Origin of the sequence: Pseudomonas oryziphila (assembly GCF_003940825.1) — a bacterium.
Lineage (GTDB): Bacteria > Pseudomonadota > Gammaproteobacteria > Pseudomonadales > Pseudomonadaceae > Aquipseudomonas > Aquipseudomonas sichuanensis.
The window spans coordinates 2,450,479-2,462,355 of the sequence record NZ_CP034338.1; the positions used below are offsets into that span (position 1 = coordinate 2,450,479).

The 11,877-nt window shown below is 64.2% G+C and carries 10 protein-coding genes; 5 read left to right on the forward strand and 5 right to left on the reverse strand.

Annotated elements, in window-relative coordinates; translation table 11 throughout:
- The first annotated feature begins 103 nt into the window (after positions 1-103).
- Genes EJA05_RS11525 through EJA05_RS11545 form a run of 5 tightly spaced genes read left to right on the forward strand, consistent with a single transcriptional unit; the run spans position 104 to position 6,612 of the window.
- Positions 104-3,571, forward strand: a complete 3,468-nt coding sequence (locus EJA05_RS11525; protein ID WP_125858328.1) for a response regulator — start codon at positions 104-106, stop codon at positions 3,569-3,571.
- 4 nt (positions 3,572-3,575) lie between these two features.
- A complete protein-coding gene (locus tag EJA05_RS11530; RefSeq protein ID WP_110994616.1) occupies positions 3,576-4,397 on the forward strand; it encodes a CheR family methyltransferase in 822 nt (273 codons plus the stop codon).
- A complete protein-coding gene (locus tag EJA05_RS11535) occupies positions 4,394-4,969 on the forward strand; it encodes a chemotaxis protein CheB (RefSeq protein WP_125858329.1) in 576 nt (191 codons plus the stop codon). The genes EJA05_RS11530 and EJA05_RS11535 overlap by 4 nt, the downstream gene beginning before the upstream one ends.
- Positions 4,963-6,189, forward strand: coding sequence for a hybrid sensor histidine kinase/response regulator (locus EJA05_RS11540; protein WP_125858330.1), 1,227 nt, complete (start codon positions 4,963-4,965; stop codon positions 6,187-6,189). Before EJA05_RS11535 ends, EJA05_RS11540 begins: the two co-directional genes overlap by 7 nt.
- Positions 6,190-6,234: 45 nt before the next feature.
- Positions 6,235-6,612, forward strand: a complete 378-nt coding sequence (locus EJA05_RS11545; RefSeq protein WP_125463713.1) for a response regulator — start codon at positions 6,235-6,237, stop codon at positions 6,610-6,612.
- Positions 6,613-6,785: 173 nt separating this feature from the next.
- Here the strand turns inward: EJA05_RS11545 and EJA05_RS11550 are convergent, their stop codons facing one another.
- From EJA05_RS11550 to EJA05_RS11570, 5 genes are all read right to left on the reverse strand, one after another.
- Positions 6,786-7,517 carry a proteasome-type protease gene (locus tag EJA05_RS11550; protein WP_125858331.1) on the reverse strand — a complete coding sequence of 244 codons (732 nt, stop codon included), beginning with the start codon at positions 7,515-7,517 and terminating at the stop codon, positions 6,786-6,788.
- A gap of 67 nt (positions 7,518-7,584) precedes the next feature.
- Entirely contained in the window at positions 7,585-8,382 is a 798-nt protein-coding gene (locus EJA05_RS11555; RefSeq protein WP_125858332.1) for a transglutaminase family protein, read from the reverse strand.
- Positions 8,379-9,329: an alpha-E domain-containing protein gene (locus EJA05_RS11560; protein ID WP_125463716.1), complete on the reverse strand. Its 951-nt coding sequence runs from the start codon at positions 9,327-9,329 to the stop codon at positions 8,379-8,381. Before EJA05_RS11560 ends, EJA05_RS11555 begins: the two co-directional genes overlap by 4 nt.
- Positions 9,330-9,332: 3 nt before the next feature.
- A complete protein-coding gene (locus EJA05_RS11565) occupies positions 9,333-10,742 on the reverse strand; it encodes a circularly permuted type 2 ATP-grasp protein (protein WP_125463717.1) in 1,410 nt (469 codons plus the stop codon).
- A 394-nt stretch (positions 10,743-11,136) separates the two neighbouring features.
- Positions 11,137-11,841: a FadR/GntR family transcriptional regulator gene (locus EJA05_RS11570; RefSeq protein ID WP_125858333.1), complete on the reverse strand. Its 705-nt coding sequence runs from the start codon at positions 11,839-11,841 to the stop codon at positions 11,137-11,139.
- Positions 11,842-11,877: the final 36 nt, after the last annotated feature.

Below are 11,877 nucleotides of genomic sequence, written 5' to 3' on the forward strand. Positions count from 1 at the left end.
TTAGACTCGCTGTATTCCCGGTCGGTGTGGCGCAGGGTCTTACACTTGCAGGATGTAGCCGCCAGCACTGTTCAATGGACTTTTTTCGCTCGGGCCTTATCACATGATGCAAACAGCCTCGATGGATCAACGCAGCTTTCGCAAGCTACTCGCCCGCAACGTCGGCCTGCCGCTGGGCGTAGGGCTGCTGGGCGCCGTGGCGTTTGTGGCGGTGATCAATTACCTGCTCTCGGCCATGCAATGGGTCGAACATACCGATCGGGTGATCGGCAATGCCAACGAAACGGTCAAGCTGTCGATCGACATGGAAACCGGCATGCGCGGTTACCTGCTGACCGGCGAAGAGCGTTTTCTTGACCCCTACGAGGTGGCCAAGCCACGCATTTTCAGCAGCCTGGACAGCCTCAAGGGGATGGTGGCGGACAACCCGCAACAGGTCGAGCGGATCGAGCGGCTGATCGCTCTGCAGCGCGAGTGGAACAACTTCGGCGGCGAGATGATCAATCTGCGCCGGAACAAAGGTGACTATCAGCTGCCGATCGGCTCCGGTCGTGGCAAGCGCATCACCGACGAGATCCGCAAGGAATTCGACAGCTTCATCAGCACCGAACAGCAACTGCGCATGGCACGCAACGAGAAGGTCAGTGCGGTCACGGTCACCGCCATCTCGGCTTTCGTGCTGTTCATCGTCGCCCTGAGCGGGTTGCTCGCCTTCCTTGGGCGGCGCGACCTGCTGGCGCTTTCGGCAAGCTACGCCGACAACCTGCAGGCGCAGCAGCGCTCTGCCGAGGGCCTGGAGCACCAGGCCTGGCTGCGCGCCGGGCAGACCCAACTGGGCGAACAGATGATGGGGCAACTGACGCTGCCCATGCTCGGCGACAACATCCTGCGCTGTTTCGCCGGCTACCTGGGGAGCGTGGTCGGTGCACTTTATGTGCGTGACGAGCACGGGCACCTGGTGCGGGTGGCCAGCTACGGCCTGGATGCCGAGCAGCAAGGCAAAGAGCAGGTGCTGGGGGAGCATGGCGGCCTGCTGGCCCAGGCCGTGATGCAGGGGCGGCTGATCCGCCTGGATGACCTGCCCGAGGATTATTACCAGCTCAGCTCCGGCCTTGGCCGTGGTTTGCCACGCAGCGGCCTGCTGATGCCTGCCCGGGATGATGGCCGCATCAACGGGATCGTGGAAATCGGCTTCTTGCGCCCGTTGCATGATCGCGATGTCGAGCTGCTGGAACGTGTGGCCGAGAACATCGGCATCTCCATCGAAAGCGCCCGCTACCGCCAGCGCCTGCAGGAAGTGCTGGCCGAAACCCAGCAGCTCAACGAGGAACTGCAGGTCCAGCAGGAGGAGCTCAAGTCTGCCAACGAAGAGCTGGAAGAACAGTCGCGGGTGCTCAAGGAGTCCCAGGCCTACCTGGAGACGCAACAGGCGGAACTGGAGCAGACCAACGAACAACTGGCCGAGCGCACCGACGCCCTGGACCGCAAGAACAGCGAGCTGAACCAGGCCCAGGTGGAGTTGCAGGCGCGCGCCGACGACCTGCAGCGGTCGAGCAAGTACAAGTCGGAATTCCTCGCCAACATGTCCCACGAGCTGCGCACGCCGCTCAACAGCTCGCTGATCCTGGCCAAGCTGCTGGCCGAGAACGGCGAGGGCAACCTCAGCCAGGAGCAGGTCAAGTTCGCCGAGTCGATCTACTCGGCCGGCAACGACCTGCTCAACCTGATCAACGACATCCTCGACATCGCCAAGGTCGAGGCCGGCAAGCTTGAAGTGCGCGCCGAAACCACCCCGCTGGAGCGCCTGGTCGAAGGCCTGCAGAGCATGTTCCGGCCGCTCGCCCAGGACAAGGGCCTGGACTTCGAGGTACAGCTCGAACAACCCCTGCCGGCGACGCTGTTCACCGACCGCCAGCGCCTGGAGCAGATCCTCAAGAATTTGCTGTCCAACGCCGTCAAGTTCACCGAGCGCGGCCAGGTGAGCCTGCGCATCAGCCACCAGGTGGGCATGGGCATCGTGTTCGCCGTGCGCGACACCGGCATCGGCATTGCCGCCGACCAACAGCAGGCGATCTTCGGCGCCTTCCACCAGGTCGACGGCACCAGCAACCGCCGCTATGGCGGCACCGGGCTGGGCCTGTCGATCTCGCGCGACCTGGCCCACCTGCTCGGTGGGCAGATCAGCGTCGACAGCAGCCCGGGGCAGGGCAGTGTGTTCAACCTGATCCTGCCCGAGCGCTACGAGCCCTCGGGCGAGCAGAAAGCCGTGCACAGCCTGCGCCCGGCGGTCGATGAACTGCCCCCGGCGCCGCAGGTGGTGGTGCCGGCGCGTGCCGAACGGCCGAAACCTGCGTTCACCGACGACCGCGAACTGGCGCCGTTCAGCAACCGCTGCATCCTGGTGGTCGAGGACGAACCGAACTTCGCCCGCATCCTCTACGACCTGGCCCACGAACTGGGCTACAGCTGCCTGGTGGCGCAGAGCGCCGACGAAGGCTTCGAACTGGCCGCTCAGTACCTGCCCGACGCCATCCTGCTGGACATGCGCCTGCCCGACCATTCCGGGCTCACCGTGCTGCAGCGCCTCAAGGAGCAGGCCGGCACTCGGCATATCCCGGTGCACATCATTTCGGTGGAAGACCGCGTCGAGGCGGCCATGCACATGGGCGCGGTGGGCTACGCGGTAAAACCCACCAGCCGCGACGAGCTCAAGGCGGTGTTCGCTCGCCTGGAGGCCAAGCTTACCCAGAAGCTCAAGCACATCCTGCTGGTGGAAGACGACGACCTGCAGCGCGAGAGCATCGCCCGCCTGATCGGCGACGACGACATCCAGATCACCGCCGTGGCCCTGGCCCAGGACGCCCTGGCGCTGCTGCGCGAGAACATCTACGACTGCATGATCATCGACCTCAAGCTGCCCGACATGCTCGGCAACGAGCTGCTCAAGCGCATGACCGCCGAGGACATCCGCAGCTTCCCGCCGGTGATCGTCTACACCGGGCGCAACCTCACCCGCGAGGAAGAGGCCGACCTGCTCAAATACTCGCGCTCGATCATCATCAAGGGCGCACGCTCGCCGGAGCGCCTGCTCGACGAAGTCACGCTGTTCCTGCACAAGGTCGAGTCGCAGCTGTCCAACGAGCGCCAGCGCATGCTCAAGACCGCGCGCAGCCGTGACAAGGTGTTCGAGGGGCGCAAGATCCTGCTGGTGGACGACGATGTGCGCAACATCTTCGCCCTCACCAGCGCCCTGGAGCACAAGGGCGCCATCGTCGAGATCGGCCGCAACGGGCGTGAGGCCATCGAGGTGCTCGAGGCCAACGACGACATCGACCTGGTGCTGATGGACGTGATGATGCCGGAGATGGACGGCTACGAAGCCACCCGCCTGATCCGCCAGCAGCCGCGCTGGCGCAAGCTGCCGATCATCGCCGTGACCGCCAAGGCGATGAAGGACGACCAGCAGCGCTGCCTGCAGGCCGGCGCCAACGATTACCTGGCCAAACCGATCGACCTGGACCGTCTGTTCTCGCTGATCCGCGTGTGGCTGCCGCAATTGGAGCGAATCTGAAATCTTGACCAGTGAACGCAACACCGACATTGAAATCCGGCTGCTGATCGAGGCGATCTACCTCAAGTACAGCTACGATTTTCGCGACTACTCCGGCGCTTCGATCAAGCGCCGGATCCTGCACGCCCTGCGCCAGTTCGACTGCCGCACGGTGACCGCGCTGCAGGAGCGCGTGCTGCACGACCCAGGCATGTTCATGGAGCTGCTGCAGTACCTGACGATCCCGGTCAGCGAGATGTTCCGCGACCCCGGCCACTTCCTGGCGCTGCGCAACGAAGTGGTGCCGCTGCTGCGTACCTGGCCCTCGATCAAGATCTGGATCGCCGGTTGCAGCACGGGCGAGGAGGTCTATTCCATGGCCATCCTGCTGCGTGAGGAGGGCTTGCTGGAGCGCACCATCCTGTACGCCACCGACATCAACCCGCACTCGCTGGAGCGCGCCAAGCAGGGCATCTATTCGCTGCAGAGCATGCGCGAGTACGAAGAGAACTACCGCAAGGCCGGTGGCCGGCGCGACTTCGCCGAGTACTACACCGCCGCCTATGGCAACGCCATCATGGACAGCAGCCTGCGCGACAACGTGACCTTCGCCGACCACAGCCTGGCCACCGACAGCGTGTTTTCCGAGACCCAACTGGTGTCGTGCCGCAACGTGCTGATCTATTTCAACAAGACCCTGCAGGACCGCGCCCTGGGGCTGTTCCACGAGTCGCTGTGCCACCGCGGCTTCCTGGTGCTGGGCAGCAAGGAATCGGTGGATTTCTCGGCCTACAGCGACGGTTTCGAGCCGCTGGTGCGGCCTGAACGGATCTACCGCAAATCATGAACGGCGTGCGTGCGGTGGTCATCGGCGCCTCGGCGGGCGGCGTCAGCGCGCTGTTCAGCGTGCTCGGCGCGTTGCCGCAAGGTTTCGCCATCCCGGTGATCTGCGTGCTGCACTTGCCGGACAACCGCCACAGCCAGCTGGCCGAAGTGCTGCAGCGCCGCCTGCACCGCCCGGTACGCGAAGCCTGCGACAAGGCACAGATCGAAGCGGGGCTGATCTACGTCGCCGGGCCCCGTTACCACCTGTCGGTGGAGCAGGACCTGACGTTGTCCCTCAGCCAGGAAGAGCCGGTGCATTTTTCCCGGCCGGCCATCGACTACCTGTTCGCCTCGGCGGCGGATGCCTATGGCCCGGGCCTGCTCGGTATACTGCTGACCGGTGCCAACGAAGACGGCGCCCGTGGGCTGTTACAGATCAAACAAAGGGGCGGCCGGACCGTGGTCCAGGACCCTCGCGATGCGCAGGTCGCGCTGATGCCGGAGGCCGCCCTGGCCCTGCACCGCCCCGACCATATCCTTTCCCTGAGCGGTATCGGGCAGTTGCTCGCCACCTTGGAACCCCACGCATGTTAAGCAACATCACTGCCAAACTGCTGATCGTCGACGACCTGCCGGAAAACCTGCTGGCCCTCGGTGCCCTGATCCAGGGCGAGGACCGCGAGGTCCACCAGGCCCAGTCGGCGGAACAGGCGTTGTCGCTGCTGCTCGACCACGAGTTCGCCCTGGCCATCCTCGACGTGCAGATGCCCGGCATGAACGGCTTCGAACTGGCCGAGCTGATGCGCGGCATGGAGAAGACCCGCAACGTGCCCATCGTCTTCGTCACGGCTGCCGGGCGCGAAATGAACTACGCCTTCAAGGGTTATGAAAGCGGCGCGGTGGACTTCCTGCACAAGCCGCTGGATACCGTCGCGGTGAAGAGCAAGGTGTCGGTGTTCATCGACCTGTTCCGTCAGCGCAAGGCCCTCGACCGGCAGTTGCAGGCACTGGAACACAGCCGCGCCGAACAGGAGCAACTGCTGGCGCAGTTGCAGGTGGCGCGCGGCGAGCTGGAGCGAGCGGTGCGCATGCGCGACGACTTCATGTCGATCGTCTCCCATGAGGTGCGTACCCCGCTCAACGGCCTGATCCTGGAAACCCAGCTGCGCCGCATGCACCTGTCGCGCGGCAACCTGGCGGCGTTCAGCGAAGACAAGCTCAAGGCCATGGTCGAGCGTGACGAACGGCAGATCAACAGCCTGATCCGCCTGGTCGAGGACATGCTGGACGTGTCGCGCATCCGCACCGGCAAGCTGTCGATCCGGCCCAAGGCCTTCGACCTCGGCCAACTGGTGCAAGGCCTGGTGCAGAACTTCAGTGCTCAGGCCAGTGCCCTTGAAACCCATATCGAACTGCAGCGTTGCCAGACCCTGCACGGCGAGTGGGACGAGTTTCGCATTGAGCAAGTGCTGGCCAACCTGCTGTCCAATGCCTTGCGCTATGGCGAGCGCAAGCCGGTGCAGGTGCGTTTGTTCGAGGATGGCGCCATGGCCTGCGTGCAGGTGCAGGACTCAGGCATCGGCATCAGTGCGCAGAACCAGCAGCGGATCTTCCAGCAGTTCGAGCGCGTCGCCGCCCAGCAGGCCAGCGGCGGGCTGGGCCTGGGGCTGTATATTTCCGAGCAGATCGTATTGGCCCATGGCGGGCGGATCCAGGTCGACAGCAGCGAGGGCAGCGGTGCCACCTTCAGCGTCTACCTGCCGTTGCCAAGGGTGCAGCAGCAAAGCGACCACACACAGGCAACCTCGGCGTAGTGCTGGGGTCTGATTGCCAACTGAGTTGAATGTGAAGGCGTTGTCATGAGCGAAGATGCACAAGATGTCGTATTGATCGTCGAGGACGAACCGGCGATCCGCATGATCCTGCGCGATTACCTGGCGGGCGAGGGCTACCACGTGCTGGTGGCCGAAGACGGCGAACAGGCGTTCGCGATCCTGGCCAGCAAACCGCACCTGGACCTGATGGTTACCGACTTTCGCCTGCCGGGCGGCATCACCGGGGTGGAAATTGCCGAGCCTGCGGTGAAGTTGCGGCCTGAGCTGAAGGTTATCTTCATCAGTGGCTACCCGGCGGAGATCCTCGAGTCGGGCAGCCCGATCGCGCGCAAGGCGCCGATCCTGGCCAAGCCGTTCGATCTGGATACGCTGCACGAGCAGATTCAGGTGTTGTTGCGTTAGGGATAGGTTTTGCATTTGGCTTGTGATTGCCGGGGCTGCTGCGCAGCCCTTTCGCGACACAAGGCCGCTCCTACACAGGCGGCCGCGATCCCCTGTAGGAGCGGCCTTGTGCCGCGAATGGGGCGCAAAGCGCCCCCCAGCATTAGCAGCCGTTCACCGAAACCTGCGAACGGTCACCCCATGTACTCCCCAGGCGGCGCCGGCAATTCGCCCAGCAAATCCCGCAACCCCGCACACCACTGGCTGCGAATCTGGCTGTAGTAAGGATCATCCTGGGTAATGCGATAACTCTGGGCCGGCCCGAACGCATCCTTGCGATACACCAGCAAATCCAGCGGCATGCCCACCGACAGGTTGCTGCGGATGGTCGAGTCGAACGAGATCAACCCACAGCGCAATGCCTCGTCCAGTGACGTGCGGTAGGTCAGGTTGCGGTCGAGGATCGGCTTGCCGTACTTGCTTTCGCCCAGTTGCAGGAACGGTGTGTCCTCTGTGGCCTGAATGAAGTTGCCTTGCGGATACACGCTGTAGACCCCCATGGGCCCACCGGCAATCTGCCCGCCCACCAGCAACGAGCAGCTCAGGTCGACCTTGTTCGCCAGCTTGCTGCGGTCGCGGGTGACCACCTCGCGAATGGTCGCGGCCACCAGCACGGTCGCGTCGTACAGCGTGCGCACGTTCAGCAGATGGCTGCCCGTGCCGTTGCAGCGCTGGCGCAGCAGGTTGACCACCGATTGCGAGGTGGCCAGGTTGCCCGCGCTCTGCAGGACGATCAACCGCTCGCCGGGGGTGCTGAAAATGAACAGTTTGCGAAAGGTCGAGATCTGGTCGATCCCGGCGTTGGTGCGCGAATCGGAGACAAACACCAGCCCGTCGGCCAGGTGCATGGCCACGCAGTACGTCATGTGGTTTACCTGTGTAGGTTGAATGACCCCGGCGTCACTGCAACGACGGGGTCGGTGGGGGCTTGGCTTACTGTTGCTGCCCCTGCAGCAGCGACCGGACCTGGACCTGCGCCAGCATCGACTCGGCGCCGCCGCCCCGGCGCATGCCGCGGACCGGACAGGCGTCGAGGTAGTCCAGGCCCACCGCCAGTTTCAGGTGGCGATCGGGCCTGGCCAGACGATTGGTTACATCGAAGCTGTACCAGCCATCGCCCAGCCAGGCCTCGGCCCAGGCGTGGCTGGCCAGGTGGCTGGCATCCTCGGTGCACAGGTAGCCGGACACGTAACGCGCCGGGATGCCCAGGCTGCGGGCGCAGGCGAGGAAGGCATGGGTGTGGTCCTGGCACACGCCCACCCCGGCGGCGAAGGCCTCGGCAGCGGTGCTGTCGACCGCCGTCGACCCTGGGCTGTACGGCATGCGCTCGGCCAGCCCCTCCATCAGCATGACCAGCGCGGCCCGGTCGCGGCGGCTGCCGCAGTGTTGCCTGGCAAAGTCGATCAGGGCTGCGTCGGCCTGGGTCAGGCGGCTGGTGCGCAGGAACGGCAAGGGCGACTGGCTGTCGTGCTCGACCTCGAGCGTGGGGTCGATCTCGACCTGGCCCTGGGCACTCAGCGCCAGGGCGCTGTGCGGCTCTTCCAGGGTCAACACGTGCAGCACGTTGCCGTAGGGGTCGAGCTGGCTGCGCACCTGCTTGGGCATCTGCACCTGCCAGGCGAGGATCTGCTGGCGGGCGTTGCTCTGCGGGGTCAGGCGCAGGAACTGGATGCTGGCGCTCACCTGGTTGGCGTAGGTGTAGCGGGTGTCATGGTGGATGGCGAGCTTCATACGACCTCCAGGTAGGAGTGGTGAACGGTCTGGCTGAGCTGGCGAATGCGCTCGATGAAGTCGGTCAGCCATGGGTGCAGGCCGGCTTCGAGGATTTCGTCGATGCCGGTGTAGCGCAGCCGCGCATTGAGCTCGGCGGCCATGCGCTGCGAGGCGCGGCCACTGGTGCTGGGCAGGCCGGCGAGGATATGGTCCAGCTCCTCGATGCAGGCATGCAGCGAGCGCGGCACATCGGCGCGCAACAGCAGCAGCTCCGACACCTGGCGGGCGCTGGGCGCGTTGCGGTAGATCTCGTTGAACGCCTCGAACGATGACAGCGCGCGCAGCAGGGCGCTCCACTGGTAGTAGCCACGGGCCGAGTGGTCGCTGACCTCTTCCGATGCCTCGCCAAACATTTCGTAGCGCACATCCAGCAGGCGCAGGGTGTTGTCCGCCCGCTCCAGGAAGGTGCCCAGGCGAATGAAGCAGTAGGCGTCGTTGCGCATGATGGTGCCCGCCGTGGCGCCGCGGAACAGGTGCGAGCGCTCCTTGACCCAGTCACAGAACTGGCTCATGCCATAGCGTGCCAGGCCGTTGCTGGCGATGTTGCGCATCTCCAGCCAAGTGGCGTTGATGTTCTCCCACATGTCGCCGGTGATCCGCCCGCGTACCGCATGGGCATTGGTGCGCGCCGCCTGCAGGCAGCAGTAGATGCTGCCGGGGTTGGTCTCGTCGAAGGCGAAGAAATGCAGCATGCGCGCGGTGTCGAGCTCGGCGTGGCGCTGGTTGTAGTCATCCAGGGTGCCGGCCGCCAGCAACGACATGGCCAGTTCGGCGCGGCCGTCGCTGCGCCCGGCCTGGGGCATCAGCGACAGCGAATAGCTGACTTCGAGCATGCGCGCCAGGTTCTCGGCGCGCTCCAGGTAACGGGACATCCAGTAGAGGTCCGAAGCGGTTCTTGAAAGCATGTGTCAGTCCTCCACTACCCAGGTGTCCTTGGTGCCGCCACCCTGGGACGAGTTCACCACCAGCGAGCCTTCACGCAGCGCCACCCGGGTCAGGCCGCCGGGTACCAGGCGGGTTTCGCTGCCCGACAGGACGAAGGGCCGCAGGTCGATATGGCGCGGGGCGATGCCGTTCTCGACAAAGGTCGGGCAGGTCGACAGGCTCAGGGTGGGTTGGGCGATGTAGGCTTCGGGGCGGGCTTTGAGGCGCGCGCGGAAGTCTTCGATTTCTGCCGCCGTGGCCGCCGGCCCGACCAGCATGCCGTAGCCGCCGGAGCCCTGGGTTTCCTTGACCACCAACTCCGGCAGGTGGGCCAGCACGTGGGACAGCTCCTTGGGGTTGCGGCACTGCCAGGTCGGCACGTTGTTGAGGATCGGCTCCTCGTCGAGGTAGAAGCGGATCATCGCGTCGACATAGGGGTAGATCGATTTGTCATCGGCAAGCCCGGTACCTATGGCATTGGCCAGCACCACGTTGCCCGAGCGGTAGGCCGCGATCAGGCCGGGCACCCCCAGCATCGAGTCGGGGTTGAACGACAGCGGGTCGAGGTAGGCATCGTCGAGGCGCCGGTAGATCACGTCCACCTGCCTGGGGCCGGCGGTGGTGCGCATGAACACATGGTCGTCGCGCACGAACAGGTCGGCGCCTTCCACCAGTTCCACACCCATTTCACGGGCCAGGAAGGCATGTTCGAAGTAGGCGCTGTTGAAGCGGCCCGGGGTCAGCACCACGGCGGTGGGGTTTTCCAGCGGGCTGGCGCTCTTGAGGGTATCGAGCAGCAGGTTGGGGTAGTGGTCGATGGGCGCCACCCGCTGGCTGGCGAACAGCTCGGGGAACAGGCGCATCATCATCTTGCGGTCTTCGAGCATGTAGCTCACACCGCTGGGCGTGCGCAGGTTGTCTTCGAGCACGTAATAGCTGCCATCGCCGTCGCGCACCAGGTCGACGCCGGCGATGTGGGCGTAGAGGTCGCGGTGCAAGTTCAGGCCTTGCATGGCGATCTGGTAGCCCTCGTTGGCCAGCACCTGCTCGGCCGGGATGATGCCTTGCTTGAGGATGTGCTGGTCGTGGTAGACGTCGGCCAGGAACAGATTCAACGCCTGCACCCGCTGGATGCAGCCACGCTCGACTTTCTGCCATTCGCTGGCCTTGATGCTGCGGGGGATGATGTCGAAGGGGATCAGGCGCTCGGTGCCCTGTTCGTCGCCATACAGGGTGAAGGTGATGCCGGCGCGGTGGAACAGCAAGTCCGCTTCGCGTCGGCGCTGCGCCAGCAACTCGGGCGGTGTGTCTGCCAGCCAGCGCGCAAACGGCTGGTAGTGGGGACGGCAGGCACCGTCGGCGTCATACATTTCATTGAAAAAAGCTCGGGACATACCGCACTCCTTGCCGCACAAACCCACGGCATTTTCCTGCAACTTGGCTATTTCACGATGCGAGATCCTGCGAGCAAAAATGAGTTCTGGTTTTTATCGGCACCTCAGTGTGCGTTGACAACTTCCTGCTGCGCATCGAGCGGGCGATGCGTTGCGCAGGTAAACAAAGTCTTTGCAATGGAAGTGCCGGAAATCCAATAAGCCGCGAATCAGCTGATTATTTTTAAAAACAATCGCTGGCGCGCTTTATTTATTCAATAAAGCGACGCTTTTGGCTGGGGGAGGCGGGGTGGGTTTGTTTGCGTGTTGACGGCCTGCCAGGCGAGCCCGCGCCAAAACGGGGCGTGGCAGGCCGGCGTTGGTGTTTTTGAACCAATACGGGGAGGGCGGCCGCTTAGGCCGAGAATACGATCCCGGTACGCAAGGCGGCACTGCGGATATGTTCCTGCATGGCTTTCTGCGCGGCAGGGGCCGAATGCCTGGCCAGCGCGTTGAGGATCTTCTTATGCTCTTTCCAGGTTTCCATGGCCCGTTCCGGGCGAATGAATGGCAACTTCTGGCTCTCTATGTAAATGGCCTCGCTGGCCATGACTATCTGCAGCATCGCCAGGTTGCCACTGGCCTCGAGAATGCCCCGATGAAAGGCGAAGTCCAGGCGCGCCGCCGCTTCGAAGTTGCGCGCCTTCAACTCGATGCCCATGGCTTCGACATTTTCCGCCAGTGCATCGAGGGCCTCGGTGGTCAGGCCATTGGCAGCCTGGCCAGCGGCAAAGCCTTCGAGTACATAGCGCAACTGGAAGGTATCGGCGGCCGATACCTGGGCTGCAAACGGCCAGGCAAATCCTGAAGCAGAGGCTGGCTGTTCAGCTTTCTGCGCTTTGACGAACACCCCTTTGCCCGGCTGCACGCTGACCACGCCCATGGCACTCAAGGATGACAGGGCCTCACGCAGTGACGCACGGCTGACCCCCAGGTTCTGCGCCAGTTCGCGTTGCGCGGGCAGGGCGTCGCCCGGCTGGTATTCGCCCTCGTCGATCAGGCGCTGGATGGCCTGCAAAGCGAGTTCGGGAACGGCGCCGCGAAGGGGGGTGTCGAGCATCGGTACAGACCCATCCAATCAAAGAAGCTGCCGTTT

Excerpts from the sequence above, each read along its gene's own strand:
- EJA05_RS11550 (WP_125858331.1), bottom strand. The coding sequence starts at position 7,517 with ATGACGTACTGCGTGGCCATGCACCTGGCCGACGGGCTGGTGTTTGTC.
- EJA05_RS11535 (WP_125858329.1), top strand. The coding sequence starts at position 4,394 with ATGAACGGCGTGCGTGCGGTGGTCATCGGCGCCTCGGCGGGCGGCGTC.
- EJA05_RS11540 (WP_125858330.1), top strand. The coding sequence starts at position 4,963 with ATGTTAAGCAACATCACTGCCAAACTGCTGATCGTCGACGACCTGCCG.
- EJA05_RS11555 (WP_125858332.1), bottom strand. The coding sequence starts at position 8,382 with ATGAAGCTCGCCATCCACCATGACACCCGCTACACCTACGCCAACCAG.
- EJA05_RS11560 (WP_125463716.1), bottom strand. The coding sequence starts at position 9,329 with ATGCTTTCAAGAACCGCTTCGGACCTCTACTGGATGTCCCGTTACCTG.
- EJA05_RS11545 (WP_125463713.1), top strand. The coding sequence starts at position 6,235 with ATGAGCGAAGATGCACAAGATGTCGTATTGATCGTCGAGGACGAACCG.
- EJA05_RS11565 (WP_125463717.1), bottom strand. The coding sequence starts at position 10,742 with ATGTCCCGAGCTTTTTTCAATGAAATGTATGACGCCGACGGTGCCTGC.
- EJA05_RS11570 (WP_125858333.1), bottom strand. The coding sequence starts at position 11,841 with ATGCTCGACACCCCCCTTCGCGGCGCCGTTCCCGAACTCGCTTTGCAG.
- EJA05_RS11525 (WP_125858328.1), top strand. The coding sequence starts at position 104 with ATGATGCAAACAGCCTCGATGGATCAACGCAGCTTTCGCAAGCTACTC.